Source organism: Streptomyces cathayae (assembly GCF_029760955.1).
Taxonomy (GTDB): Bacteria; Actinomycetota; Actinomycetes; order Streptomycetales; family Streptomycetaceae; genus Streptomyces; species Streptomyces cathayae.
The window spans coordinates 472,484-497,193 of the sequence record NZ_CP121682.1 but is presented as its reverse complement, the minus strand read 5'-3'; the positions used below and the strand labels follow the sequence as shown (position 1 = coordinate 497,193).

At 70.8% G+C, this 24,710-nt stretch carries 25 protein-coding genes and 3 pseudogenes; 15 read left to right on the top strand and 13 right to left on the bottom strand.

Going from position 1 to position 24,710, the window contains the following annotated elements; translation table 11 throughout:
* Positions 1-8: 8 nt before the first annotated feature.
* Complete coding sequence (locus tag PYS65_RS02360) at positions 9-779, top strand: aquaporin family protein (RefSeq protein ID WP_279332022.1); 771 nt, start codon at positions 9-11, stop codon at positions 777-779.
* Entirely contained in the window at positions 776-1,942 is a 1,167-nt protein-coding gene (locus PYS65_RS02355; RefSeq protein ID WP_279332021.1) for an ArsO family NAD(P)H-dependent flavin-containing monooxygenase, read from the top strand. The genes PYS65_RS02360 and PYS65_RS02355 overlap by 4 nt, the downstream gene beginning before the upstream one ends.
* Before the next feature lie 5 nt (positions 1,943-1,947).
* Here PYS65_RS02355 and PYS65_RS02350 read toward each other — a convergent pair whose 3' ends face one another.
* From PYS65_RS02350 to PYS65_RS02340, 3 genes are all read right to left on the bottom strand, one after another.
* Complete coding sequence (locus PYS65_RS02350; RefSeq protein WP_279332019.1) at positions 1,948-2,127, bottom strand: hypothetical protein; 180 nt, start codon at positions 2,125-2,127, stop codon at positions 1,948-1,950.
* Positions 2,128-2,306: 179 nt separating this feature from the next.
* Positions 2,307-2,711, bottom strand: coding sequence for a (2Fe-2S) ferredoxin domain-containing protein (locus PYS65_RS02345; protein WP_279332018.1), 405 nt, complete (start codon positions 2,709-2,711; stop codon positions 2,307-2,309).
* Positions 2,708-4,588 (bottom strand): HAD-IC family P-type ATPase, encoded by a 1,881-nt coding sequence (locus PYS65_RS02340; protein ID WP_279332017.1) that lies wholly within the window; start codon positions 4,586-4,588, stop codon positions 2,708-2,710. Before PYS65_RS02340 ends, PYS65_RS02345 begins: the two co-directional genes overlap by 4 nt.
* A gap of 95 nt (positions 4,589-4,683) precedes the next feature.
* On the opposite strand from PYS65_RS02340, the gene PYS65_RS02335 reads away from it, so the two are divergent.
* A complete protein-coding gene (locus PYS65_RS02335; protein ID WP_279332016.1) occupies positions 4,684-5,073 on the top strand; it encodes an ArsR/SmtB family transcription factor in 390 nt (129 codons plus the stop codon).
* Between the two features lie 76 nt (positions 5,074-5,149).
* On the opposite strand, the pseudogene PYS65_RS35045 reads toward PYS65_RS02335, so the two are convergent.
* Both PYS65_RS35045 and PYS65_RS02325 read right to left on the bottom strand, forming a co-directional pair.
* Positions 5,150-5,858: pseudogene (locus PYS65_RS35045) on the bottom strand (IS6 family transposase).
* A gap of 445 nt (positions 5,859-6,303) precedes the next feature.
* The gene (locus PYS65_RS02325) at positions 6,304-7,035 is read right to left on the bottom strand and encodes an SDR family oxidoreductase (protein ID WP_279332015.1); all 732 of its coding nucleotides are present in this window, start codon (positions 7,033-7,035) and stop codon (positions 6,304-6,306) included.
* Between the two features lie 558 nt (positions 7,036-7,593).
* Here PYS65_RS02325 and PYS65_RS02320 point away from each other — a divergent pair.
* The 4 genes and pseudogenes from PYS65_RS02320 to PYS65_RS02305 all read left to right on the top strand — a co-directional run bounded on the left by PYS65_RS02320 (position 7,594) and on the right by PYS65_RS02305 (position 10,046).
* Entirely contained in the window at positions 7,594-8,202 is a 609-nt protein-coding gene (locus PYS65_RS02320; RefSeq protein ID WP_279332014.1) for a TMEM175 family protein, read from the top strand.
* Positions 8,124-8,762 carry a Tn3 family transposase gene (locus tag PYS65_RS02315; RefSeq protein WP_279332013.1) on the top strand — a complete coding sequence of 213 codons (639 nt, stop codon included), beginning with the start codon at positions 8,124-8,126 and terminating at the stop codon, positions 8,760-8,762. Before PYS65_RS02320 ends, PYS65_RS02315 begins: the two co-directional genes overlap by 79 nt.
* Positions 8,662-9,381, top strand: a pseudogene (locus PYS65_RS02310) (IS6 family transposase). Before PYS65_RS02315 ends, PYS65_RS02310 begins: the two are co-directional and overlap by 101 nt.
* A 209-nt stretch (positions 9,382-9,590) precedes the next feature.
* Entirely contained in the window at positions 9,591-10,046 is a 456-nt protein-coding gene (locus tag PYS65_RS02305) for a Ppx/GppA phosphatase family protein (protein WP_279332012.1), read from the top strand.
* Here the strand turns inward: PYS65_RS02305 and PYS65_RS35040 are convergent.
* Positions 10,015-10,377 (bottom strand): integrase core domain-containing protein, encoded by a 363-nt coding sequence (locus PYS65_RS35040; RefSeq protein WP_423836064.1) that lies wholly within the window; start codon positions 10,375-10,377, stop codon positions 10,015-10,017. The genes PYS65_RS02305 and PYS65_RS35040 overlap by 32 nt on opposite strands.
* A gap of 423 nt (positions 10,378-10,800) precedes the next feature.
* Complete coding sequence (locus PYS65_RS02300; protein ID WP_279332011.1) at positions 10,801-11,139, bottom strand: integrase; 339 nt, start codon at positions 11,137-11,139, stop codon at positions 10,801-10,803.
* A 279-nt stretch (positions 11,140-11,418) separates the two neighbouring features.
* Here PYS65_RS02300 and PYS65_RS02295 point away from each other — a divergent pair, with 279 nt between their 5' ends.
* Positions 11,419-12,447, top strand: a complete 1,029-nt coding sequence (locus PYS65_RS02295) for a zinc-binding alcohol dehydrogenase family protein (protein WP_279332010.1) — start codon at positions 11,419-11,421, stop codon at positions 12,445-12,447.
* Positions 12,448-12,797: 350 nt separating this feature from the next.
* Here PYS65_RS02295 and PYS65_RS02290 read toward each other — a convergent pair whose 3' ends face one another.
* Positions 12,798-14,084: an ATP-binding protein gene (locus PYS65_RS02290; RefSeq protein WP_279337825.1), complete on the bottom strand. Its 1,287-nt coding sequence runs from the start codon at positions 14,082-14,084 to the stop codon at positions 12,798-12,800.
* A gap of 265 nt (positions 14,085-14,349) precedes the next feature.
* Between PYS65_RS02290 and PYS65_RS02285 the strand changes: the two genes are divergently transcribed.
* Entirely contained in the window at positions 14,350-14,511 is a 162-nt protein-coding gene (locus PYS65_RS02285; RefSeq protein WP_341483652.1) for a hypothetical protein, read from the top strand.
* Positions 14,512-14,569: 58 nt separating this feature from the next.
* On the opposite strand, the gene dacB is transcribed toward PYS65_RS02285, so the two are convergent.
* Positions 14,570-16,156 carry a D-alanyl-D-alanine carboxypeptidase/D-alanyl-D-alanine endopeptidase gene (gene dacB, locus PYS65_RS02280; protein WP_279332009.1) on the bottom strand — a complete coding sequence of 529 codons (1,587 nt, stop codon included), beginning with the start codon at positions 16,154-16,156 and terminating at the stop codon, positions 14,570-14,572.
* Positions 16,157-16,700: 544 nt separating this feature from the next.
* Between dacB and PYS65_RS02275 the strand changes: the two genes are divergently transcribed.
* Positions 16,701-17,363 carry a class I SAM-dependent methyltransferase gene (locus PYS65_RS02275; RefSeq protein ID WP_279332008.1) on the top strand — a complete coding sequence of 221 codons (663 nt, stop codon included), beginning with the start codon at positions 16,701-16,703 and terminating at the stop codon, positions 17,361-17,363.
* 126 nt (positions 17,364-17,489) lie between these two features.
* Here the strand turns inward: PYS65_RS02275 and PYS65_RS02270 are convergent, their stop codons facing one another.
* A complete protein-coding gene (locus PYS65_RS02270; protein ID WP_279332007.1) occupies positions 17,490-17,942 on the bottom strand; it encodes a VOC family protein in 453 nt (150 codons plus the stop codon).
* 245 nt (positions 17,943-18,187) lie between these two features.
* On the opposite strand from PYS65_RS02270, the gene PYS65_RS02265 reads away from it, so the two are divergent.
* The 3 genes from PYS65_RS02265 to PYS65_RS02255 all read left to right on the top strand — a co-directional run bounded on the left by PYS65_RS02265 (position 18,188) and on the right by PYS65_RS02255 (position 19,665).
* Positions 18,188-18,397 carry an integrase gene (locus PYS65_RS02265; RefSeq protein ID WP_279332006.1) on the top strand — a complete coding sequence of 70 codons (210 nt, stop codon included), beginning with the start codon at positions 18,188-18,190 and terminating at the stop codon, positions 18,395-18,397.
* Positions 18,398-18,629: 232 nt separating this feature from the next.
* On the top strand, positions 18,630-18,983 hold the full coding sequence (locus PYS65_RS02260) for a hypothetical protein (RefSeq protein WP_279332005.1): 354 nt from the start codon (positions 18,630-18,632) through the stop codon (positions 18,981-18,983).
* A 223-nt stretch (positions 18,984-19,206) separates the two neighbouring features.
* Complete coding sequence (locus PYS65_RS02255) at positions 19,207-19,665, top strand: DoxX family protein (protein ID WP_279332004.1); 459 nt, start codon at positions 19,207-19,209, stop codon at positions 19,663-19,665.
* A gap of 226 nt (positions 19,666-19,891) precedes the next feature.
* Here the strand turns inward: PYS65_RS02255 and PYS65_RS02250 are convergent.
* A pseudogene (locus PYS65_RS02250) lies at positions 19,892-20,297 on the bottom strand (inorganic diphosphatase).
* A gap of 158 nt (positions 20,298-20,455) precedes the next feature.
* Between PYS65_RS02250 and sufC the strand changes: the two are divergent.
* Entirely contained in the window at positions 20,456-21,220 is a 765-nt protein-coding gene (sufC, locus tag PYS65_RS02245) for a Fe-S cluster assembly ATPase SufC (RefSeq protein ID WP_279332003.1), read from the top strand.
* An 82-nt stretch (positions 21,221-21,302) separates the two neighbouring features.
* Here the strand turns inward: sufC and PYS65_RS02240 are convergent, their stop codons facing one another.
* A complete protein-coding gene (locus PYS65_RS02240) occupies positions 21,303-21,581 on the bottom strand; it encodes an integrase core domain-containing protein (RefSeq protein ID WP_279332002.1) in 279 nt (92 codons plus the stop codon).
* A gap of 66 nt (positions 21,582-21,647) precedes the next feature.
* Between PYS65_RS02240 and PYS65_RS02235 the strand changes: the two genes are divergently transcribed.
* Positions 21,648-21,944, top strand: coding sequence for a hypothetical protein (locus tag PYS65_RS02235; RefSeq protein ID WP_279332001.1), 297 nt, complete (start codon positions 21,648-21,650; stop codon positions 21,942-21,944).
* 464 nt (positions 21,945-22,408) lie between these two features.
* On the opposite strand, the gene PYS65_RS02230 is transcribed toward PYS65_RS02235, so the two are convergent.
* The gene (locus PYS65_RS02230) at positions 22,409-24,709 is read right to left on the bottom strand and encodes a hypothetical protein (protein WP_279332000.1); all 2,301 of its coding nucleotides are present in this window, start codon (positions 24,707-24,709) and stop codon (positions 22,409-22,411) included.
* Position 24,710: the final 1 nt, after the last annotated feature.

The window sequence follows — 24,710 nt, the reverse complement described above, 5'->3', positions numbered from 1 at the left end:
AGTCCTTGTTGACCGCCACGCACGACTTTGCCGCGGAGTCGGCGATACCCGCGGCCGAACCGCAGCCTGCTCCGGGCGCCACCCCGCCCCGCAGGCCGCTGGCCGCCCGGGCCGCCGCCGAACTGGTCGGCGCCGCGGGCCTCGTGGCGGTGGTGATCGGCTCCGGTATCCAGGCCACCGAGCTGACGAAGGACGTCGGGGTGCAGTTGCTGGCCAACTCCCTGGCCACCGTCTTCGGCCTCGGCGTCCTGATCCTCCTGTTCGGCCCGGTCTCCGGCGCGCACTTCAACCCGGCTGTCACGCTGGCCGAGTGGTGGACGGGCAGGCGCGGTGGCGCGGGGGTGACAACCCGCGAGGCGGCGGTCTATGTCCCCGCGCAGATCGTGGGTGCGATCGCGGGAGCGATCCTGGCGGACGCGATGTTCGGCGAGCCGCTGGTGGAGTGGTCGACCCGCGACCGGTCCGCCGGGCACCTGCTGCTCGGCGAGGTCGTCGCCACGGCCGGCCTGATCCTGCTGATCTTCGGCCTGGCCCGCACCGACCAGCTGCGATTCGCCCCCGTCGCCGTCGCCTCCTACATCGGCGCCGCCTACTGGTTCACCTCGTCGACGTCCTTCGCGAACCCCGCGGTGACCATCGGCCGTGCCTTCAGCGACACGTTCGCGGGCATCGCGCCCGGCTCGGTCGCGGGCTTCATCGGCATGCAGCTGATCGGCGCCGTGGTCGGACTGGCGCTCGTGGCCCTCATCTTCCCGCCCGGGCGGGAAGTCGCCGAGTGACGCGGACGCCACAGGTGGTGGTGATCGGCGGCGGCCAGGCCGGGCTCGCCGCCGGCTACCACCTGCGCCGCCTGGGCGTGGACTTCGTCATCCTCGACGGCCAGTCCACGCCGGGCGGCGCCTGGCAGCACGCCTGGGACTCCCTGCACCTGTTCTCCCCGGCCGCCCACTCGTCCCTGCCCGGCCGGCTCATGCCGTCCCAGCCCGGCGAGACATATCCCGATGCCTCGCACGTGGTCGCGTACCTCGCGGACTACGAGAAGCGGTACGACCTTCCCGTCCAGCGTGGCGCTCTCGTCCAGGCCGTGCACCGCGACGGGCCCTTCCTCCGCATCCAGGCCGACACCGGCACCTGGCAGGCCCGCGCGGTCATCAGCGCCACCGGCACCTGGACGCGCCCCTTCCTGCCGGCCGTCCCGGGACGCGAAGTCTTCCAGGGCCGGCAGCTGCACACCGTGGGCTACCGCCGCCCCGGCGACTTCGCCGGCCAGCGTGTCATCGTGGTCGGCGGCGGCAACTCCGGCGCCCAGATCGCTGCCGACCTCGCCCACGACACCGAGCTGACCTGGGTCACCCAGCGGCCACCGCGGTTTTTGGCCGACGACATCGACGGCCGCGCCCTGTTCGACGTCGCCACCGCCCGCCGCCGCGCCCTGGACGAGGGCCGCACCGACACCGCAGGCGTCGCCGCGCTCGGCGACATCGTCGCCGTACCGCCTGTGCGCCAGGCCCGGGACGCCGGACTGCTGAAGGCATCACCGATGTTCCTACGGCTCGACCGGCACGGAATCCTCTGGGCCGACGGGAGACGGGCGTCGGCCGACACGGTGATCTGGTGCACCGGTTTCCGTCCGGCACTTTCGCACCTGGCGCCCCTCGGGTTGCGCGGGGTACGGGGCCACATCGCCACTGCGGGCACCCGAGCGGTGGATGAGCCGCGCCTGCACCTGCTCGGCTACGGCGACTGGACCGGCCCGGCCTCCGCCACCCTGATCGGTGTCGGTCGCCCGGCCCGTGATGCGGCCCGCGAGATCGCCGAACTCCTGAAAACCGCTCACTGCCACCGCCGACTCCACGGTGAGATCGGCCACGTCCCACCCGTCGAATACGAGGCCGCTTCCTACCTCACAGCCGCAAAACCACAGGTCACAACCACAAACTGAGATCGCTACCGGACCCGGGGCGGTTCAGTGTCGGTGAACGCGGGCTGGGCAACCTCGCCTTGCAGGACGAGCAGTGGGTGCCGCAGGGCGAGAATCTCCACGTCTTTTTCGCGGTCGCTCATCAGCAGGAGACGTAGCAGGGTGAAGATGTCGGTGGCGGCGAGGTAGGCCAGGCGCAGCAGCACGACCGGTCATGATGTCGTCCTCCCTCGCCCGGGTGAAGACAGTGGGGTAGCCGGCAGCCACATCAGAGATGGCCGACCAAGGCCGTGGCCTGGGCGGGTGATTTATCGGCACCCGCCGAGCCCTACGGCGTTGAGCAGGACCGCCGCAATACCTGCCGCTGCGTCCGGCGGCGAGCGGGTCAGTCCTCGAGTTCGTGCCGGACGCGGCGGGAGGGCTGGAAGGCGTACAGGTCAAGGATGCCCGGTGGCTCGGCCAGGCCGGGGCCGCCGCCCTGGACCCAGGTGGTGATGTCGGTGGTGGCGTCGGGGTCGTTGACCAGGCCGAGCCAGACGGGGCGCCCGCCGGCCTTGCGGCCGGCCGTGGAGGGCTGGACGACGATGACGTTGGCGCGTTCGCAGGCGTCGAGGCAGTTGGTGACTCGTACGGTCGCGGCGCCGTCCACGGCCTGGCGCAGGTCGCGCAGTTGGGCTGTGTGGTCGAGGCCGGGGATCTTGGGGGTGCCGCAGCAGCAGCCACGGCAGACGGTGATGGTGGGCCGTGCCGCTCCCGTTGCAGGGGCGGTACGGCGGGTTCGTCTGCTCACGCGGTGTCCTTGGCGGGGTTGGTCCAGGCGGCCTCGCGCAGCAGGCGCAGGCCGTTGAGGCCGATGATGACGGTGGAGCCCTCGTGTCCGGCGACGCCGAGGGGCAGCGGGAGGGTGCCGATCAGGTCCCAGGCGACCAGGGCGGTGATGAACACTCCGGCGAGGGCCAGGTTCTGGCTGACCAGGCGGCGGGCGGTGCGCGAGAGGTTGACGACGGTGGGGATGGTGGCCAGCTCGTCGCGGACCACGACGGCGTCGGCGGTCTCCGGGGCGAGGTCGGAGCCGGCCTTGCCCATGGCGATGCCGGAGCGGGCGGCGGCCGGCGCGGAGGCGTCGTTGACGCCGTCGCCGACGACGAGCACCTTGCGGCCCTGCTCTTGCCATTCCCGCACGGCGGTGACCTTGTCCTGCGGCAGCAGCCCGGCGCGGACGTCGGTGATGCCGACCTCGGCGGCCAGGCGCCGGGCGGCGCGCTCGTTGTCACCGGTCAGCAGCACCGGGGTGCGGCCGGTCAGGCGGGTGAGTGCGGCGACGGTGGTGGCGGCGTCCGGCCGCAGCCGGTCGGCGATCCCCAGTACCCCCACCGGTGTTCCGTCGCGCAGCACCGCCACCGCGGTGCGCCCGGCCTCCTCCAGCTCCCGCACCACCTTCTGGTGGGCCGGGTCGGCGTCGGCGGGCAGCAGCCGGGCGGGGGAGCCGACCTGGACGGCGTGGCCGTCGACGGTGGCCCTGACACCCCGCCCGGGGACGGAGGCGAAGCCGCCCGCGTCGGCAAGAATCAGACTGCGTCCGCGGGCGGCGTCCACGACGGCGCGGGCCAGCGGGTGCTCGCTGGGGTGCTCGGCCGAGGCAGCGAGCGCGACGGCGTCGATCTGTCCGAGGCGTTCCATCACGACGGCGGACTTCGCGAGGACGCCGTGGCGTCCGGCGTCGGCGATCGCGGACAGCAGCGGCGGCATGGTGGAGAGCACGACCGCGCACGGCGAGGCGACGATCATGAAGGTCATCGCCCGCAGCAGGGCCGACTGCACCTCGTCGCCGAAGGTGAGCGGGACGGTGAAAACGGCCAGGGTCGCGATGACCATGCCGATCGAGTAGCGCTGTTCGATCTTCTCGATGAACAGCTGGGTGGGGGCCTTGGTCTCGGAGGCTTCCTCGACCATCGTCACGATCCGGGCGATCACGGAGTCCGCCGGGTCGCGCTCGACGCGCACGCGCAGGGCTCCGGTGCCGTTGACGGTGCCGGCGAACACTTCGTCCCCAGCCTGCTTGGCCACCGGCAGTGACTCGCCGGTGATGGTGGCCTGGTCGACGTCGCCGGCTCCGGTGAGGACCTGGCCGTCACCGCCGACCCGTTCGCCGGGCCTCACCAGGATCGTGTCCCCGACCTTCAGCCGTGCGGCGTCGACGCTCTCCTCCGTGCCGTCGGGCAGGAGCCTCGTCGCGGTGGAGGGGGCGAGGTCGAGCAGGCCGCGCACCGAGTCCGCGGTGCGGGCGGTCGCGACCGCCTCCAGGGCGCCGGAGGTGGCGAAGATGACGATCAGCAGCGCACCGTCCAGAATCTGGCCGATGGAGGCGGCGCCGAGCGCCGCGACGACCATCAGCAGGTCCACGTCCAGCGTCTTGTCCTTGAGGGCCTTCAGCCCCTCCCAGCCCGGCTCCCAGCCGCCAGTGACGTAGACGGTGGCGAACAGCGTCCCCCACAGCCACCCCGGGGCGCCCAGCAGGTACAGCGGCAGGGCGAGCAGGAACAGCACCAGCGCCGCGAGCGCCCACCGAGCCTCCGGCAGTGCCAGGACGCGCGTGCGGCGCCGCGGCAAGGAGGGACGCGGCCCGACGGCGGCCTGCGCGGGCCGCCGGTCCAGGACAGAGGGCATGACGGAGCAACCCTTCGCGGGTGGGCGGGGCAACGGCCCTCATGGTACAGGAATATCTGAACAGGTTTTCATGTGTGGTCGCTAGGATGGGCACCATGGGTCACGGAGCCGACGACAGGAACAACGCCACCTCGCGCGAGCGACTGGACGCGGCGGGGGCAACCGACGTCGCTGCGACCCTCCAGGCCCTCGCCACCCCCTCACGCCTGTACATCCTGGCCCGGCTCCAGGAAGGCCCCTGCTCGGTCGGCGACCTCGCCGACTCCGTCGGCATGGAAGCCTCCGCCTGCTCCCACCAACTGCGCCTGCTGCGCAACCTCGGACTGGTCACGGGTGAACGCCACGGGCGCTCGATCGTCTACGCCCTCTACGACAACCACGTCGCCGAGCTCCTCGACCAGGCGCTCTACCACGTAGAACACCTGCGCATGGGAATCCGCGACACCCCCGCAGTCGCCACCGAAGAGGCACCAGCCGGTCTGTAGGGCACTGTCACGTTGTTGGGTCGGGTGGTGCTGACGGCTCGCCGGGGTGATGGCTCGCCCGCGCGGGGCGCCGTGATCAGGCCGCCGCGGTGGCGCCGGTAACCTGCCGCCAGACAGTGAAGCGCTGGTTCATCCCGGTGCGGTACCGGGCCGCGGCCAGACGGTGACGCCGGGGCCGGACGTGGGACGAGATGCCGTTGAACGCGGACAGGAACCGCTGCGCGCAGCCAGGTGAGGTGAAGCGTTTCATCGCGCGCTCGCGCCGGCGGGTTGTCTGGTGGAAGTTCTCGGCCCGGTGGTTCAGGCACTTCGAGGTGCGGTGCTCCACGCCCGGCATGACCTGGTGGTGGGCCGCGCCACAGGAGCGGAGCTTGTCGGTCACCATCACCCGCGGCACGTACTCCAGATCCTTCGGAGCCGGCGAAGGAACCGCAGTGCGCCTTCAGGTCGCGCCGGGGCCGGACCAGGATGTCCAGCACGTTCCCGTCCCGGTCCACGGCCCGCCACAGGTACTTCCGCTCTCTGTCGATCTTGATGAGGGCCTCGTCCAGGTGCCACGCGTCCCCGGGCCTCGGCCGTCATCGGCGCAGTCCGTTCGCGTAGGCCTGCCCGAACGTGGCACACCAGCGGCGGACCGTCTCGTGGGAGACGACGGCACCGCGCTGCGGCATCCGCTCCTCCACCTCACGGAACGACAGCGGGAGGCGGAAGGACAGCCCCACGCAGGGGGAGATGCCCTCCACCGGGTACCGGTGCCCCCGGTACGACGGCGACGCGTCCCCCACGGACACCTCCTCCGACGTGATCAACCCGACGGTCATCCCACCCGGTCGGCCAACGTGACAGTGCCGCTCGGCTACCACCTGACGCTGGTCAGCGACGCCACCGCGGCCCTCAGCCCCGAGATGATGCACGCCGCTCACGAACTCAACGGCCCACCTACGCCCAGGCCATCGTCACCACGAACCAACTCGTCACCGCATTCAACGGGTCCCGTGATGACAGTCGGACTCGCCCGTGTTGAGGCTGCGGGGCCGCTACGCAACACCTCGCCATGCGGGCTTACCAGTCTCAACCCCTGCTTGTGCGAGGACCTTGCTGACGTGGGCCGGCAGGAGGGCGCCGCCGGACGACTCGTTGTGCGACATGGCGTTTCCTCTTCTTTGAGGGAATCGGAGTGGGAGCGACGCGCGCATCGCCCTGGACTGGCGCGGCAGGTCGCGGGACCGTTCAGGAGAGCCAGTCGGTGTAGTGGGTGGGGGCGATGCGGGCGTCGCTCGGGGCGGTGAGGACCTCGCCGTGGACGGCGGCGAACATGCCGGCGCTGTCGTCGGTGACGACAGCGCGCCCGTCGCCCCTGGCGGCCAGGGTGAGCCGGCCGAGTTCGTCGAGGGGGAGGACGTCGGGACCTGCGATGTTGAGGACGCCGTTCAGAGGGCTGCCGGTGGCGACTTCGGCGACGATGCCGGCGACGTCCGCAGCGGCGATCGGCTGGATCGGCGTGCGTGGCAGGCGAACGGTGTCGCCGTCGGCGGTCATGGCCAGGGCCGTTTCCATGAACTCCATGAACTGCGTGGCGCGGACGATGGAATACGGGATCGGCCCGGCCTTGAGGATGTTTTCCTGAAGCACCTTCGCCCGGTAGTAGTCCAGGTCGGGCACCCGGTCCGCGCCGACGATCGAGAGGATGGCGAAGTGCCCGACCCCGCCCTTCTCGCTCGCGGCAAGAAGGTGGTCCATCGAAGTCCGGAAGAAGGCGAGCGAGGCGGCGTCGAAGGTCGGGGAATTCGTCAGGTTGATGACGACGTCGACGCCCGCCACGGCCGCTTCCAGCCCCTGGCCGGTGATGATGTCCACGCCGGTGGAGAGGGAGTGCGGTACGGCCTGGTGTCCGGCCGCGTTCAGGTTTTCCACGACCCGTGACCCGATCAGCCCGGTTCCGCCGATGACTGCGAATTTCATGATCTGGCCTTCCTTCGAAGAATTTGCTCGAAAAGCGGCTTGTGTGACCTTTGCCTTACTCTACGTACACCCGAACTCGGACACTCTCGCCCCGGCGAGCACGGCCACACCGTCGCCGCCCGCCTTGCCCCCTCGGCTGATCTGCTGCGCGCCGCGTTCACCCGCCACACCGTCACCGTCGGCAAATCCCTGTGGATCAGCGGCACCCACTGGAGGGCGCCCCCGCCGCGGCCCTCGAGCAGGGCGACGTCCGGCAGGCTGCCGGAACCCGTCTGGCGCCCCGGTCCTGTCCGACCGGGCCCCGGCCCGCGACGGGGTACAGGGCGGCCCGCACGGGGCTGCCCCCCCGTCGCGAGGCCACGTCATGGCCGGCCGCCCTGTCCGCGTCTACCTGGTGATCAACCCGGGCCCGCTGTTCGGCGCCCGCCGCATCACCTTCCGCAGCTCCGCCCTCGCCGGTTTTGTCGTCCACGTCCACGTCGGCGGCCGGTCCCAGTCTCCAGGTGTCCACGATCAAGGAAAAGCTTCACTTCCCGGGCAGAGCTTTAGCATCGGCTCATGCCAACCGAGCGGATGGAAGCGTTCAGCGATGGGGTCATCGCCATCCTGATCACGGTCATGGTGCTCGAGCTGCCCACCCCGCACGGCACCACTTGGGCGGCCCTGCACGACGGGCTTCCGGTGCTGCTGACCTACGTGCTCAGCTTCGTCTACCTCGGCATCTACTGGAACAACCACCATCACATGCTGCAGGCGACCGATCGGGTGAACGGGGTGATCTTGTGGGCGAACCTGCACCTGTTGTTCTGGCTCTCCCTGATCCCCTTCACCACGGCCTGGATGGGCCAGAACCACTTCGCCGCCGTCCCCACGGCCGCGTACGGCATCGACCTGCTCGCCGCTGCCCTGGCCTACTACACGCTGCAGAAGACGATCACCCGGGACCAGGGTGCAGAGTCCCTGCTCGCCACCGCCGTGGGCAGGGACCTGAAGGGCAAGGTCTCGCCGCTGCTGTATGCGAGCGGCATCGGGCTGTCCTTCCTGAGCGACTGGCTCGCGGTGGCAATCTATGCCGGCGTCGCGTTGATGTGGCTGGTCCCCGACCGGAGGCTCGAGCGGACCATCGCTCACAGACCGACCCCGGGCCCGGGCGAGTCCGCCCGCTGACCCCCGCGGCGTCACGACGGCAGCGGCCTCCGGTCCTCCACTACGGCGAGGAGGGTGCCCTCACCGGCCCGGACAAGGAGCACGCCGAGACCTCCCTGCTCGCCCTGCACCTGCTCCAGTCGGCTCTCGTGCACGTCAACACGCTGCTGCTTCAGCAGGTCCTCGCCGAACCGGCCGGGACATGGAGACACACGGATGAGGGCCGGCGCAGGCTGACCGCGCTGTTCTGGTCGAACACCAACCTTGTACGGGACCTTCCGCCTCGACATGGACAAGCGGCTCGACCTGGCGCCCATGGCCACACACCCCGATCTCCCCCTCGGCCCCCTCACCCCGCCTCTTCGAACTCGACAACGGCACCATGTCCCAGGCCCGCCTCGTCCGTGAGGTCTGGGGCACTGTCACGTTGGCCGACCGGGTGGGATGACCGTCGGGTTGATCACGTCGGAGGAGGTGTCCGTGGGGGACGCGTCGCCGTCGTACCGGGGGCACCGGTACCCGGTGGAGGGCATCTCCCCCTGCGTGGGGCTGTCCTTCCGCCTCCCGCTGTCGTTCCGTGAGGTGGAGGAGCGGATGCCGCAGCGCGGCGTCGTCGTCTCCCACGAGACGGTCCGCCGCCGGTGTGCCACGTTCGGGCAGGCCTACGCGAACGGACTGCGCCGATGACGGCCGAGGCCCGGGGACGCGTGGCACCTGGACGAGGCCCTCATCAAGATCAACGGAGAGCGGAAGTACCTGTGGCGGGCCGTCGACGCCGACGGCAGCGTCCCGGACCTCCTGGTGCAGAGCCGCCGGGGCAAAGCCGCCGCCCGGCGCTTCTTCCGCCACCTGATGAAGAAGACACGCGTGGTGCCGCGGGTGGTGGTCACCGGCAGGCTCCGCTCCCACGGCGCCGCCCACCGCGAGGTCATGTCCTGCGTCGAGCACCGGCAGTCGAAGTACCTCGACAACCGGGCGGAGAACAGCCACCGGCCCACCCGGCAACGCGAGCGCGCGAGGAAGGGCTTTCGCAGCCTCGGCGGGGCGCAGCGGTTCCTGTCCGCGTTCGGCGGCATCTCGCCCCACTTCCGGCCATGCCGCCACCTGATGACCGCCTCGGCTCACCGAGCCGCGATGACCACCCGCTTCGTCAACTGGGACCAGAGCACCGGCACGGCCGGCCGACCCACCACGGCCTGAACGCGGGCCACCATGCCCGACGCACCATCAGGCAGTCACGCACCCAGCAACGTGACAACGCCAACAGTTCGCCACCCGGCTGTATTCGGGCAACGTCACGGCCAACGACGCAAGCGTGAACATCGATATCCTCACTCGCGCGGTAGCGCAACTGCCCTGGTGGCGCAGACAGAAGATCCTGTTCCGGGTGGACGGGGCCGGGTTCTCCCATGAACTGCTCACCTGGATCGCGAGCGCCGGCGGAGGCTCCAGCCCGACCTTCCGCTGGGAGTGCTCCATCGGCTGGTCCTTCACCGAGTGCGAGCAGGCGGCCATCGAGACCGTGGACCGGCTGGGCCCGTGCAGCCGGCCACCGGAGAAAGCGGCCGGGCGCCGCCGCCCAGGGCAAGGCACCGCGAGCCGGACGGCGGCTGGCGCTACCCCAGCTGCGCACGTCAGTCTCCCTGCTGGCCGATGCGGGACCGGCCCGCCGTGCCAAGCTGCCGGGCATCTCCCGGCACCGCGCCGAGCAGTCCCTGGCCGGAGCCCTGATCGCACAGGCCCTCATGGAAGCCTGCGGGGCCAGGAGCGTCGAGATCTGCCCGTGGTCCACCCGGGAAGGGCTCCTGCTCGAACGCCTCGGCCCACCCCACATCACGGCCGACCGGTCCCGCCTGGCCGGCTGAGCCCGAGGGACGTCGCAAGCGTCGACATCCGCACCATGAGGGTGGCCACCGTGACCGGGCATGAGTCACAGGGGATCCAGTTCCCCGCTCGCGAGCCCCCGCGATCGTGCCCTACCGCCGGCTGTTTCCGGGCTTCGGGTGGTCGTCGGTCTCGTGATCGGTGTGGCCGATGCGTGTTGCAGTGCTTCCGGTACTCGGCGAAGGCCTGACGGGCGGGGGCTTGGTTCACGATCAGGAGGTGGTCGAGGACCTCGCGCCGGATCGTGCCGATCACTCGCTCGCAGTGGGCGTCCCCACGCGGCGCCTGGGGCGCGCTGCGCAGCAGGTCCATGGCTTCGGCCGCGAAGACAGCGTCGAAGGAGTCGGTGTCCCTGCTGTCGTGGTTGCGGAGAACGAGGCGGAGCGACTCGACGCGTGCGCCGAGGCCGGCGGCCGGATGGTGGGCCTACCGGGTCGCCCACTGCGCGGTGGGGTGGGTGGTGATGCCGGTGATGCGGAGCCGGCGGGTGCCGTGTTCGCCGAACGCCGGTGCGTGCGGCCACCTGCCGGTGATCGTGTCGAGGTGGAAGGAGTCCGCCGCGGTGGTTCCCTCGGCCTGGGTGGTGAGGAATACGCGCCGGCTCGGGCCGCTGCCGGCCGCGCACGGGATTTCCCGGATGGTGGACGGTGCGCTCGGCTGCCCCGGCCGGGCCGGCTCACCCTGGATCCGCCGGTGGCACCACCGCGGGTTCTCCTGTGCCAGAGGCAGAACCCGCTACTGGAGCGTGGCGGCCGGGGGCGGCCGGCCGGTGCGGCGTCGGTCGGCGTAGTCCCCCTTCTTGGCGCTCGGCCTGCGGTGCCGGGCCGGCAGCGTCCCCGGCGTGACCGGGAAGAGAAGGCTCCGACGCCGGCACGGTATCAGCGGCGACAGCGCGGCCGGCCAGAAACGGTCCGCGGGCTGGTAGCGGACCGGACCGGCGAGGTGCCGTCGCAGCACCGCGTTCTCGTGCCGCGGCACCAGCAGTTCGGCGTCCTTGGCCGTGTCCCGGCGCAGCAGGACCGCAGACACGGGCAGCAGCGCCCGGGCGGCCCGGTATCGCAGCGAGGTGACCACTGGTGCGGCATCCCGGCCACCGCCGAGGGGTCGTGCGCGTGGGCTCCCACCAGCAGCGATGACTTCACGAGCCCCACACCCTTGTACGACGGTGGCACGGACGACACGGACAACCCCCTCCACCGTGATCAACCCGACGGTCATCCCACCCGGCCGGCCAATATGACAGTGCTGCCCGAACGGCCGAGGGCCGTTGCCGCACCGAGCGGCGTGCGGTTGCGGCCTGCCGTGCTGTGGCGAGCGTTTGCCGGACCTGTCGGCCGGCGCCAGGCTGGGAGCATGGTGCGCGCGTCGGCTTCGAACATGCTGACCGGGTGGGCTGTCGAGAGTCCTGGTCCGATCGCGGACGGCCCACTGGTGTCCGTGCGGCGTACCGTGCCCTCGCCGGGGCCCGGTGAGCTGTTGCTGAGGGTCGAGGCGTGCGGCGTCTGCCGCACGGACCTGCACCTTGCCGAAGGCGACCTGCGCCCGCACCGGGCATCGACCGTTCCCGGTCATGAGATCGTCGGCCGCGTGGCCGCCGTCGGCGAGTCCGTCACGGGGTTCCGGGTCGGCGACCGAGCCGGTGGGGCGTGGCTGCGCAGCACCTGCGGCCGATGCCGCTACTGCCGGGCCGGTCGCGAGAACCTCTGCCCGGCCTCCCTCTACACCGGCTGGGACGCGGACGGCGGTTTCGCCGATGTCACCCTGGTTCCGGCGGACTACGCCTACGTGCTCCCGGACGGCCAGGACGCCGTGCTGCTGGCACCGCTGCTGTGTGCCGGGATCATCGGCTACCGGGCTCTGCGCCGCAGCGCTCTGCCACCCGACGGCCGGCTCGGGATCTACGGCTTCGGGGCCTCGGCCCATCTGGCGGCGCAGGTCGCCCTGGCCGAAGGGGCAACCGTGCACGTGCTGACCCGTTCGGCACGGGCCCGTGAACTCGCCCTCGACCTGGGTGCCTCCTCCGTGGGCGGCGCCTACGACCGCCCGCCCGAACCACTGGATTCGGCGATCCTGTTCGCGCCGGTAGGGGATCTGGTGCCCGTGGCGCTGGAGGCACTGGACCGTTCGGGAACGCTCGCCGTGGCGGGCATCCATCTCACCGACATCCCCGTGCTCGATTACCGCCGTCACCTCTTCGAAGAGCGGAATCTGCGCAGCGTCACCTCCAACACCCGGCAGGACGGCCGCGACTTCCTGGACACGGCCGCGCGGATCGGTGTGCGGGTCACCGTCAGCCCGTATCCGTTGAGCCGCGCCGCCCAGGCTCTGAGGGACCTGGCCGCCGACCGGGTCAGCGGTGCCGCCGTGCTCGTGCCCGGATGACCCGCCGCGACGCACTCCTTGGACGTGCCCCGAGAGGTCGCGGTAGCGGGTGACGGAGTGGTTGAAGAAGTTCCGCCGCGAGCGGCGTGTGCGATGCGACATCCTGCGGGTTCGTCCTGGCTTTCATCTCCCGTTGCTGCAGGTCAGCCCGGCAGACGGAAGTGAGGGATCCGCATAGATCATGACGGACCCCCGGGATTTCTGAAGAACCGTCATGAGTCCTGCACAGACGCACAGACGCACAGACGCACAGACGCACAGACGCACAGGCCGAAGGCGACGAGGTGCCTGGTCAGGACCCATGCCGAAGAACCAAGGACCACGGCGAACTCGCGGGATGACGCGCAGAGTCACATGCGTACGTACTCCTCGGTGTCCTCGGCGAAGTCCGTCAGTGCCTGGTCGGTGAGTGTGGGACGGGTCTGTGCGATGGCCCGCAGATAGTCCTCCGTGTCGGCCGGTGCGCCTTTCCCCTGGGCGACTTCGCGTTCGAAGGCGGTCTGGGCGCCCTTGCGAGCAGCGAACTCGATATCGGCCGGCGTGAACATCGCGCTTGCCTCCACCAGACGGCGGAGATCGACATGGGCGGCGGCGGTCCCGAGGTAGCGTTGCCAGACCGCCGAACGGGCCTGCGGATCGGGCGGGCCGACCGGGATGACGTAGTCGAAGCGGCCGGGCCGAAGGAACGCAGGGTCGAGGAAGCGGACGGAGTTCGTGGCGCAGATCAACAGGCGGTCGTCGTGGTCGCGGAAGCCGGGGATCAGCTTGAGCAGTTCGTTGGTGACCCCATGACTGGGGTCGACAGCCGTACCGGACCGGGCAGAAGCGATCTCCTCGACCTCGTCGATGAAGAGAACCACCGTCTCCAGATCGGCCAGCTCGGTGAACACCTCCCGCAGCGAGGCCGCCAGTCCTCCCTCCCGGAACGACGCAAGCCGGGACGGGAAGAGTTCCACGAAGGGCCACCCCAGCCGCGAGGCAACCGCTCGGGCGAAGCTGGTCTTGCCGGTGCCCGGCGGCCCGAAGAGGATGACCGCCTTCGGCGGCCTCACTCCGTACTGCTCGGCCAGCGCGGGCCGGGCCAGCGGCAGCACGATCCGCCGCTCGATGGCTTCCTTCACCTCTTCCATTCCCGCAAGGCCGTCCCACAGATCCCCTGGAAGCATTCTTCCCCCCAGCTCCGCCAGGAGGCCGGCGTCGCTCGCACCGAGCTGCTCGACCTTCTCGTAGAAGACGAACCCGGTCCGGGACCGGTAGCCCGAGTTTTCCAAGGCAACGGCTCCCGTCGCCCCCGGGGCCAGGAGCGCGCCGATCCGGCGGACTCCCTGGGACCGCAAGCGCCGCTCAAGCTCGGCGATCAAGAAGCTTCCGATGCCGCGGCTGCGCCACGTCCCGGCCAGGGCCACCAGGATGATCCAGCCCCTCTCGCCGGAGACCTGCGCCACGCCGACGCCCACCAGTTCGTCGCCGACCACCGCCACCACGGCCGGTCCTGCGGCCCTGGCTGCGGCCACGACCTCCGATACCGGGAAAACGGCAGGAGCCTCGTCCACCTGCTGGTTCTGGTCCCAGAGCTGGATGGCGCGGTCCAGATCATCGTCGTGGAAGTCCCGAAATCGCCACGCCGGCATCGTCATCACCTTCGAGAGGGGGGGGGCCACCGCTGCTCCCCAGTTCAGGTAGTGCCCCGCCACGGACTCTTGCTTCATTCTCCCCACGTGCGCCTCCCGGGCGCGCGTCGAACGCAGGCGCCGTTGACGAACAGGGGGCCAAGTGACATGTAGCTCAGCGTGATGTTGGCCCTGTGGGCTCGCCGTCGTTCGGCTCCGCCCCTACGACCCGGTCCCTCTTCCCAGACGGTGAGCACGTGCTCCTGGTCGTCCTCCTCCATTGAACCGGGACATGACCCTCGCCGTGAACGGCCTCCTCGGAGGCATCGACTGCGGCGTGGCGGGCGGCGGCCGGCTGAGGGAGCACGCGGGCCCTGCCACCGGGCGCCTCGCCCCGGTCACCGCTGCCGCCCGCGCACCGCCGCTCTACGCGACCCGGCGCGGCGCGCGCTGAGCCCTGGCCCTGCTCGGCGCGGACTGCCCGGCGGCCCGCGCGAGCGCCCAGGGGTGCCTCAGCACTGCGCCGGCTTGCGCCACGAGCACTCCAGGTCCCCGTTGCTCTCCGTGCTCCGGACGGCCTTCGGCCGCACCGTCACCGCCCGGTTCTCGTCGGACGAGGCGAGGGTGGCCACGATGGCGTCCTCGATGCTCTTGACCGAGCCGACGAGGTAGTTGTTGAGGACGACGCTGTAGACGAGTTCGCGTCCGCCCGCGTCGGTGACGTATCCCGACAGGGCCGACGCGCCCGTCAACGACCCCGTCTTGCCACGCGCGTTGAGCGCGGCCGGTGTGCCGCACAGACGCGAGCGCAACGTACCGCCGACGGAGCGGTTCGGGTCACAGGCCACCGGGAGGGCCCGGTACCAGTCGGCGTACCAGGGCTCGGTGCGCACCGACAGGAGCAGCTTGGCGAGCTGGTCCGCGGGGACTCCGTTCATCCGGGACAGCCCGGAACCGTCGACCTGGCGCAGCTTGCCCGGGTCGACGCCGACGCGCTTGAGGTAGCCGCTGATGCCGACGAGGCCGGCATCCCAGGTGCCGCGCCCGGAGGTCTCGTATCCGATCGCCTTGGTCAGCGCCTCGGCGTGCATGTTGTTGGACAGCTTCAGGAACGGGATCAGCAGCTTCTTGAGGGGCATGGACTCGTGCGTGGCGAGCCTGCGCGCGCCCTTCGGAGCCGCCTCGCCGAGCCGGGTCGCCCCGGTGACGCGCACGCCGTGCGCGGCCAGCGCGTCGCGGAAGACGTCCGCGGCGTAGCCGGTGGGCTCCCAGACGCTGACCCACTCCTTGGCGATGGCGCCGCCCACAGGCAGGGTGCCGCTGACGGTGACGGTGTTGGCGCCGTGCTGCCGCTCGACGGTGAGGTCGCTCGGGCCGTCCCGGTCGACGGTGGTCGCGCGCACGTCGAGGTGGACGTAGTGGTTGGCCGGGGTGACGGTGGTGCGCGGCCGGTCGCCGGGCTTGTCCCCCGGCGCCGCATGCACGAGGACCGTGCCGGTGTCGTAGTCGGTGTCGGGGGCGACGCTCAGCGCGGAGGTCTGCGCCGAGTAGTACGAGGATTCGTCGTCGGAGGCCCAGGAGCGGCCGAGCCGTTGGTCGTCGAAGCGGGTGTCGTCGGCGACCAGGCGCCCGGTGACGCGCCGCACCCCCGAGTCGGCGAGCGCGGCGGCGAGCCGGCCGTAGTCCTCGGCGAGCAGGGTCGGATCGCCGGTGCCGCGCAGATACAGGTCGCCGTCGAGCACGGAGCCGTGCCGGGTACCGGTCGACAGGACGTCGGTGGTGAAGCGGTGGTCGGGGCCGAGCAGCGCCATGGCCGCGGCCGAGGTGAGCAACTTGGTGTTGGAGGCGGGCATGAGCCGCCCGCTCGGCAGATGCTGATAAAGGACGGCGCCGGTCTTCGCCTCGGCGACGACGACGCTTGCGGCGCCGCCGTCCATGCGGGCGTCGCCGAGGAGCGTGTCGATGGCCTCCGGCAGCCCGGTCCGGTCACCGTCCGCCCCCGCGGGCGAGCTCCAGCTGAACGTCGCCGCGACCACGACGGCGACGACGGGCCAGATCCAGTGGCGCATGCGGATGGTGCGTCTCACGGGTCTACTCATGCCGCAGGAGCATTCCGGATCCCGGCCGACGGCAACAGACCGCCTCGCCGATCCGCACCCCGCCACCGCTGCGCAGGTGCCCGGCACGGCCGGTCACCACCACCTCGCCACGCACCTCGCTTCCGGGCCTGGGGCGCGTCCAGCGGCTTGCTCTCACAGGGACAGCGTCATGCCCAGGTGCTGCATGGCGGTGGAGGGCGGGCCACCTTCGGAGCGTTCCGCCCGGTGCCGGGCAACTTGACCCCGGCCCGGCCGGGAACGCCGCACAGCAGGCGTTCACCCGGCCCCTCCCCACGTCGCCCGGCGCGCATCTGCCGCAGCCCCGGGCCGGGCGCTCGAGGAACACGCGCGGGCTCGCGGGGCGCGTCCTGCCGGGCCGGGGCAGTCCGACCCTCCCGGGGGCGCCGGGCGGCCGCACTTTGTCCGCCGCAGGAGGCAGGGTGCGGCGAGGAGAGGCGCAGGCCACGGGAGCGTGCCCTGCGGGTTGTCGCCGGTGCCGCACTGGGCGGGACGGGAGGCTGACACGATCGGTAGGGTCGCGGCCGTGGACAGCGATGAGGATGCCCTTTTAACGGAGCAGATCGCCTACTACCGGGCCCACGCGGGCGGATACGACCGGCCCTATGCCGAGCGCGAGGAACTGCGGGAGTTGCTGGCTACGGCGGACGACCTCCCGATTGTCGGGGACGTGCTGGAGCTGGCCTGCGGAACGGGTCAGTGGACCGGGGCGCTCGCTGCTCGGGCGCGCTCTGTGACCGCCGTCGACGTGTCGGACGAGACGCCGGGTATCGCGCGTGCGCGGGTCGTTTCCCCCAACGTCCAGTTCATTCAGGCCGATCTGTTCACCTGGCGGCCGCCGCGCCGCTACGACACCGTGTTCTTCGCCTTCTGGCTCTCCCACATCCCGCCGTCCCGCCTACCGGACTTCTGGAACACCATCGCCGCCGCGCTGGCACCGCACGGCAAAGCGATCTTCGTCGACGATGGCCCCGCAGAGGCCGCCCGCGAGGAAGTTCTCGTCCAGCAGCCCATCCCTGCGGTGCAGCGCCGACTCGACGACGGCAGCCCGTATCGCGTCGTGAAGGTCTTCCACGACGCCGGAGAACTCACGGACAAGCTCGCCGCGCTGGGGTGGTCAGCCGATGTCCGGACCGTGGGAGGCAGCTTCATCGTCGGTACCGCGGAACCGCCGACCGATCCCGGCTGACAGTCCACAAGGGCGGCTGCATCCTGAACCGCGCAGCGAGGATGCGGTCCCGACGGTGCGGAATCGCCACGGCGCCGACACCCGTTACGCAAGGTCGTCAACGGGGTGAACGTGTCTGATGCGGCACTAGCCGGTACCGGCGGGCGGGTCGGCGTAGACGCCGTGCAGCATGCCGGTGGCCTGCCCGACTTCGATGAGATAGCTGTCCGGGTCGCGCAAGTAGCACCGCAGCTCGGCCGTGCGATCGATGGGTGGCGTGAGGAATTCGGCGCCCTTCGCACTCCACTCTCGGTGGCATGTCTCGATGTCGGCGACGCGGAGGTTGAGGAAGCCGCTGACCGTGCTGGGGTCGGTGGGCGGGCGCAGGGTGACGTCTGGCTTGTCCGGGGTGGGGCCGCCGCCCGGGTTCATGATGATCCATCCGTTGCCGAGCTTGATGGTGCAGGGGTTCTCCTCGAGCACCACCTCACCGCCGAGAACGTCGGTGTAGGAGGCGCGAGATCGGGCTACGTCGGCCACCGTCAGGAAGTGGGTGAGGAGGAGCCCGGAATCCGGGGCAGGAAAACCATCACGGTGCATGCAAGACCTCCAGGCAGATCGGATCCTTCCCGCCATAGTGGTGGACGGATGTCCGTGGGCACGACTGAACACGGCCGGGGGAGGGGGGAGCCGGCCGCCAGGCTCTCCGCTGACCAGTGCCCGTCGATGTGGTCGCCGCCGGACACAGCAGTACCGGGATCGGCGACGAAGCTGCCCCTTGTCCCGCTCGAAAAGCCGGCGGTGCAGGTGGGAGTGGTGCGGTTCGGCCCCGGGAGCATGTCCGCGTGACCGTATCCCTGCTGTACAAGGTGGCCCGGAGGGTTGCTGTCCGTCCCGTCGATGCTGCCCGCCGCGACACCGCCAAGGACGTTGAGCTGCTCGCGCCGCGGCGCGAGAATGCGGTCCTGCGCCGTCAGATCGCCGGTCCGGTCCGGTCCGGTCCGGTCCGCTCCGAGCCGGCGACCGGTTCCGGTGCGCCGCTCTGTCCGTGCTGATACCCCGGCGACGCTGGCGCGAGGTCTTCCCGGTCACCCCCACTGCCCTGCTCGCCTGGCACCGCAGGTTCGTCGCTGTCACGTAGGACTGCACCGCACGCCGACGCTGCCCGTGTCGAAATCCTCATCCGTCCTGCTGGGAGCCGGTGTGGGGGAGTGCCGGACCCTGAGGGCCGTCGCTCGAATCGGCGCTCTGCCGCGGCCGTCGATGGCCGCGGCAACATGATCGATCGTGCTGTTGCGACTGGCTTGCCTGGGGGCGACCAACGCGTTCGCCGTGCTGCGCCTGCTGCCGATGAGCGACCGGGGCAAGGACGTGGGGATTCTCGCGCTGCGTCATCAGATCACGGTGCTCGAGCGGCGGCCGGCCCGGAGCGGACCACGATTCGATGCGGGCGATCGGGTGTTCCTGGCGGCGTTGCCGCACCCGCTGACTGGAGCACGCGCGCGTGGCGGAGCGCCCGGCACCGGGGACGGCCGCGGGCGGCCGGCTGAGGGCGGTGGCGGAGACCGGACCGAGCGGGTGACGCGGACACGCTCGGCTCGGCTCGGCTCGCGCGAAGTCACACCTGGCCGCAGAGTGTGACTCTGGGTGTGCATACGGTTACACCCTTGAGCGTGAGGGCGGGGTCGAGCCGTATTCACCCGCGACGGCAAGCGGTTGACCCTTCATTCCCGCGTCACCCCCAAGTCGACTGTCGCATTTGCGGGCATGAATGGGGTGCACCTGATGCGGGGTTTCGACTCGGTCCCCGTCCCCGGTCCGGTCCCTTTCGGGCCGGACCGGTCTACCGAAGGAGACCTCCCACATGTCCGGACGCCTCAACAGCGCCGAGCCGTACGCTCTCGGCCTCTTCCGCATCGTCGTCGGGCTGCTGTTCGCCTGCCACGGCGCCGCCGCACTGTTCGGTGTGCTCGGTGGCGCGCACGGCAGCGGCGGCACCGCCGAACCCGGGGCCTGGCCCAACTGGTACGCGGCCGTGATCGAACTCGTCGGCGGCAGCCTGGTCCTGCTCGGCCTGGGCACCCGGGCCGCCGCGTTCATATCGTCGGGCGCCATGGCCTACGCCTACTTCAGCGTGCACCAGCCGGAGGCCCTGTGGCCGCTCCAGAACAGCGGCGAGGGCGCGGCCATGTACTGCTGGGCCATGTTCCTGCTGGTGTTCACCGGCTCCGGCGCCTTCGGCCTGGACCGGCTCTTCACCCGCCACAACGGCCCGCGGACCGCGGAACAACGCACGGCCGAACAGACCCCGGTCGCCGCCTGACGTTCCACCGGCCCACCCCGCGGGACCCTCCCCCAGCCCTCCCCCTCGGGGGAGGGCCCCGTCGCGTCCGAGCGGGTGCAACGCGCGAGAGCGTGCGACTCTCCTGCTGCCGGACTGGAGGCAGCACCGAGAGCCGAGGCACGGGCACAGAGCTGAACCTCCTTTTCCGGGGGCGGCTGCCTGGAGTGAGCAGTTTCGCAAGCCGCGGAAAACCGCTACCGGGCCGCTAGCCCGCCCAGTGCGACTTGGCGCTCTTGCCGGGCGCGAGGCCCTATGGGTCTCGAAGGAGTAGGTGATCTCCAACTCGTCGAGGGCGGGGCTGTCCCTTGTGTCCTGGACGTGGGCGGGCATGCAGAGGATCTTCTCGTCCGGGCCGCGCTCGTCCTTCATGCAGAACATGCCGACAGCCCGGCATTCGATCAGGCATCCGGGAAACGTCGGTTCGCCGACCATGACAAGTGCGTCGAGCGGGTCCCGTCGCGCTCGAGTGTTCCCTCGGTGAAGCCGTGGTCGGCCGGGTACTCGGTCGAGGTGAACAGCATGCGGTCCAGCCGGATGCGGTGCAGTTCGTGGTCCCTCTCGTATTAGTTGCGGGATCCCTCGTGGATCTCCACGATCACGTCGATTTCCACCGCCTCCCCCTGGTCACGCCATGGGACCGGGGCCGTCAGCGGCATACTGCCGCGGTTTGCGGTGAGCCCCATCACCGGCACGCTCCGCGTGCAGGTCCATAGTGCCCCGCTGATCGGCCGTGTCCCGTTTCCACGAGGAAGAAGAGGGGTGAGAAGGCATGGCAACGCTGGTCATCGACCACCTGCACTGCCAGGTCCTGACCGATCACGGTCCGAGGGAGATCCTCCGCGGTGTCGACCTGACCGTGCGACAGGGCGAGACACACGCCCTCATGGGGCCCAACGGCTCCGGCAAGACCACCCTCGCCTATGCTCTCGCCGGGCATCCCAAATACCAGGTCACCTCCGGCACAGTTCTCCTGGACGGAGAGGACCTGCTCGCCATGAAGGTCGACGAGCGGGCGCGGGCCGGCCTGTTCCTCGCCATGCAGTACCCGGTCGAGGTTCCCGGCGTCTCCATGGTCAACTTCCTGCGGTCGGCCGCCACCGCCGTGCGCGGTGAGGCCCCGCGACTGCGCACCTGGCTGAAGGAGGTCCAGGCGGCGATGGAGCGGCTGCAGATCGACCCGTCCTTCGCCGAGCGGAACGTGAACGAGGGCTTCTCCGGGGGCGAGAAGAAGCGCCACGAGATCCTTCAGCTGGAACTCTTGAAGCCGAAGATCGCCATTCTGGACGAGACCGATTCCGGTCTGGACATCGACGCGCTACGCGTCGTCTCCGAGGGCGTCAACCGCGTCCGCGCCACCGGCGCGGTCGCCACCCTGCTGATCACCCACTACACGCGCATTCTGCGCTACGTCCACCCCGATCACGTACACGTCTTCGCGGACGGCCGGATCGTCGACTCCGGCGGCCCGGAACTGGCTGAGCGGCTGGAGGAGGAGGGGTACGAGGCATACGTGAAGAGCGCCGCAAGCCAATGAGCCGGCTGTGGGGCGGCCTGTTGGATGTCAGAAGTCCGTACGTGTGTCGATCTGGGCGCTTGCCAGAGCGTCCTGATCTCCGTCAGGGTGTGTCGCGGTACTCATGGACGAGTCCGCTGAGGACGTCGTGGCGCTGGATCCGCTGGGCTGGGAGTGGGATGACGTCCGGGTCGTCGGCTGGTGCGCGCAGCTGCAGGGCCCGGTGCGGCCTTCCGGAGTTGTCATGCTCGGCGTACTCGGCGAGCACACGCCGTGTGTGTTGCTCGTTGTGGAGCAGCATCTGGTCGGTGCGTTCGGCCCGCACGCTGCGGACGAACCTCTCGGCATGGGCGTTCATCGCCACCGCCGAGGGGGCGTGCACGCGGGCTCCCCCTGCATCGATGACTTTGCGAGCCCCACAGGGGTCCCCCGACGTCTGGTTTCGAAGGTGCTCATCCGCCGACTGCCCGGCAGCGGCGGCAGGTGGATGGCCGGCAGCGACTCCAGGCGCACCACCGAGGCCGCTCCCGGGTCCCGCTGCCCGGCCTTCCACCGGGCGGCGTACTCCTCGAAGCGTATCGCCCCGTACCTGGCGATCCGGTCCGCCTTCGCCTGGGCCCGCGGCGCCGCCTTCTTCGCGTTGCAGACCTCCGTCAAACGCGCAATCGCCTTGTCCTGGGGCGCGAACCCGGATTCCTTCACCTGCTTGTCGGCCGCCGACCGATATCGGATCTTGTACGGGTGAGGGCGCTTCGATCACCGCGACCGCGGGTGCTCACACTCCTTGAAAACGGCCCCGTCCCACGGACCGGGGCCGCGGCACTCATGGCTGCTGACTCCTCCGGGCCCGATGCTGCCGGTTTGCTGACCGTCGGCGGTCCGGAACGCCGCTGACCTGCGCTGATGTGTGCGGGGTTCGCTATGTTCTGGAACTGGATCGGCCGCACCCAGGAAGGGATCAAACAGGCCCGCCAGGACTGGATGACCGGCACCCGCTCGGGTACCGATGCCCTCTGCACGACGGCGATGCGGCCCCCACGGACATCTCCTCCGACGTGATCAACCCGAAGATCATCCCATCCGCTCAGCCGGCGTGACAGTGCCGTTCGTGATGCTGCTGGGGAGCGGGTCGTCCACAACTGCCTGATCCGCTCGGCTGCGGACGTCAAGCTGGTGACCGCGTCACCCGCCGCGCCCGCGCTTTTGCCCTCACCGTATCCAGTGCCCGTCGGTGCTCCACCCCAGAAAGCGCCGGGCACGGCCATCGTCCGCTGTTCCGTCACCGCCGAAAGCACCGCCCTCGGCGACCAGGGCCAGGCCCGCCAGGGCGGGGGCCAGTCGGGTTGCGACATGGGCGGGGTGGCGGGCCGTCTCCTCGTCCAGACCTGCGATGACCCGCCGCTGCTCCTCCGGCGGGCACAAGGACAGATGGAACACCATCTGGCGCCACGCGTACGCAGTGTCCTTGATGGTGCCCAATGGTCGCGGGTTGCGGTGCACACGGGAGGCCAGCCGGCACACGGTCACGAAGCAGCGGCGCGCCAGGTCGGGCCAGCCGGGCCGCGGGGCGATGCCCACCCGGTGGACCAGCGTGGCCAAGTTGTGTGTGGTGAGGATCTGCGCCTGTTCGATCACCGTGCCGTTCGCCGCGACCGACCAGGACCGCGACGCCGCCCCGGCCCGCTCGGCGCACAGCCGCGCGAAACCGGGAGAGGTGCGGGCACCGTGAGAACGGATCAGGGCCGCGCCGGTCTCGGCGATCGCCAGGTTGCGGATCGCCGCGTAGTCGATGCCGTAGTAACGCTCGTACAGCGTGCCGTCGAGCAACTCGCCCGCGACCCGAGCCGCTGTGAGGAACTTCGGGCTGAATGCGCCCATGAAGATGTCGGCGGCCAACTCCTCCACGAACGGGGCGCTCAGATCGCACTGGCGTTCAAGAACGCCGAACTCGCGGACCAGCGGGTTGGGCAGAATCGTGCCCGGGAAGGCCCGCACGGCCAGCTCGCCCAGCTGCCGCAGCACGGCGCGCGCGCCTTCGCCGTCCGGCTTGCCCAGCACCGCGGATCGCTGCCCCGACACCGCCCGTACCCAGGGCAATTCCTCGACGCGCACCTGCCGTTCCAGGTTGAGCAGGAGCAATGAGCGGCGATTGCCGAACGCCCGGTAGTTCGCGGCCATCAGCGCTCGCAGTGTCTCGTCGCCGTACGCCTGCGCGGTGGTGGCGGCGACCAACTGCGGCACCAGCTCGGCCAGGACCTCAGCGGACGGGACGACACCCCGCTCCACGAGCGTGCCGAGCGGTGCGCTCAGCGTGGACTCGACCACCTGGCGGATCGTGGGCGGTACGACGGCTCCGGCGGGCAGGCCGGTCTCCCGGCTCTCCTCCTCGGTCACCGCGCCCAGGAGCGGGGCGACATCGGTGATGCCCGTCTCCTGCGGGAGAACGGCGAGCCGACGCAGCATCAGCTGGGCCAGGGCGTGGTGGGAGGGAAGCACCGCCTGCTCGGCCTGGCGTCGGCGCAGGGCAGTGTGCGCAACGGAGCCGGGCAGCCCGCGCCGCCGCACCATGGACTCCACCGCATGCCGCAGCAGACCGAGCCGGCGCATCTCCAGCGGCCGTCCGGCGACGGTCTCCTCCAGCGCGCCGCGCAGAATGCCCAGGTTCTTCTTGGGGTTGCGGTGCTTGGTGCAGCGGGTGTGTTCCGCGGCGAGCAGCCGGTAGCGGCCGAGCAGGACCTCTCCGTGCGCCAGCCAGTCGGCGTCCGGGGCGAGTTGGAGGACCCGTCCGTCCTGCGCCGTCCGCAGCCAGTGGACGAGCAGCTCGTCGCCGAACGGCTGCCATACGGCGAGCGCCTCGCGCTGGGTCTCGATGGCCGCGTTGGGCCGCCGCCGTGTCAGGGTGTCGACGGCCTCGGAGACGGTGTACCGGTGGACGGCCGCGATGGCGTCCGGCGCAGGCCCGTCCGCCGGGCGGGGCAGGAACCGCAGCCGGTCGGCGAACGGCTCCAGTTCCGCCACGAGGCCGAGCGCCGCGTTCATCTCCCCGTGCCGGGCCAGCCAGGCCATGGTGAGCAGCGCGGCCTCCTCGGGCACGCCGATCTCGTAGTGGCCGCTGTCCAACCGGGCCCACAGCCAGGCGAGTCCGGGCTCGGTGAGGCAGCATGCGAAGAGCGCGCGCCGCTCAGCGGGCACCCCGAAACTCCGCGCGGCCTCGACCTCGTACGCCTGGAGCGGGCCACCCGCGCTCGCGGTCCCGGTAGCGAAGCCGCCCCGCACCACCTCAAGAGTCACCCAGGGCGGAAGCCCCTCCACGGGCGTACGTGAACCGACCGACAGCCGGCCTGCGGCCATTCCCGCGAGGACCTCACGCCAACGTTGTCCGCGCACCTCGGCGCGGCGCCGGGTGTCGGCGTCCCCTTGGGTCAGCGCGGTCATGAAGGCCTTGGCCAGTTGGGCTTCCGGATAGGACGGGGCCGCGGTGAGAGGCTGCTGCTCAGCGTTGTCGTTCATA

Bases quoted from the DNA above. Each gene is read 5' to 3' on its own strand.
- PYS65_RS02340 (WP_279332017.1), bottom strand. From the start codon at position 4,588: ATGCCCTCTGTCCTGGACCGGCGGCCCGCGCAGGCCGCCGTCGGGCCG.
- PYS65_RS02335 (WP_279332016.1), top strand. From the start codon at position 4,684: ATGGGTCACGGAGCCGACGACAGGAACAACGCCACCTCGCGCGAGCGA.
- PYS65_RS02325 (WP_279332015.1), bottom strand. From the start codon at position 7,035: ATGAAATTCGCAGTCATCGGCGGAACCGGGCTGATCGGGTCACGGGTC.
- PYS65_RS02320 (WP_279332014.1), top strand. From the start codon at position 7,594: ATGCCAACCGAGCGGATGGAAGCGTTCAGCGATGGGGTCATCGCCATC.
- PYS65_RS02305 (WP_279332012.1), top strand. From the start codon at position 9,591: ATGAACTGCTCACCTGGATCGCGAGCGCCGGCGGAGGCTCCAGCCCGA.
- PYS65_RS35040 (WP_423836064.1), bottom strand. From the start codon at position 10,377: ATGGACCTGCTGCGCAGCGCGCCCCAGGCGCCGCGTGGGGACGCCCAC.
- PYS65_RS02295 (WP_279332010.1), top strand. From the start codon at position 11,419: ATGGTGCGCGCGTCGGCTTCGAACATGCTGACCGGGTGGGCTGTCGAG.
- PYS65_RS02290 (WP_279337825.1), bottom strand. From the start codon at position 14,084: ATGACGATGCCGGCGTGGCGATTTCGGGACTTCCACGACGATGATCTG.
- PYS65_RS02285 (WP_341483652.1), top strand. From the start codon at position 14,350: ATGACCCTCGCCGTGAACGGCCTCCTCGGAGGCATCGACTGCGGCGTG.
- dacB (WP_279332009.1), bottom strand. From the start codon at position 16,156: ATGAGTAGACCCGTGAGACGCACCATCCGCATGCGCCACTGGATCTGG.
- PYS65_RS02270 (WP_279332007.1), bottom strand. From the start codon at position 17,942: ATGCACCGTGATGGTTTTCCTGCCCCGGATTCCGGGCTCCTCCTCACC.
- PYS65_RS02255 (WP_279332004.1), top strand. From the start codon at position 19,207: ATGTCCGGACGCCTCAACAGCGCCGAGCCGTACGCTCTCGGCCTCTTC.
- sufC (WP_279332003.1), top strand. From the start codon at position 20,456: ATGGCAACGCTGGTCATCGACCACCTGCACTGCCAGGTCCTGACCGAT.
- PYS65_RS02230 (WP_279332000.1), bottom strand. From the start codon at position 24,709: ATGAACGACAACGCTGAGCAGCAGCCTCTCACCGCGGCCCCGTCCTAT.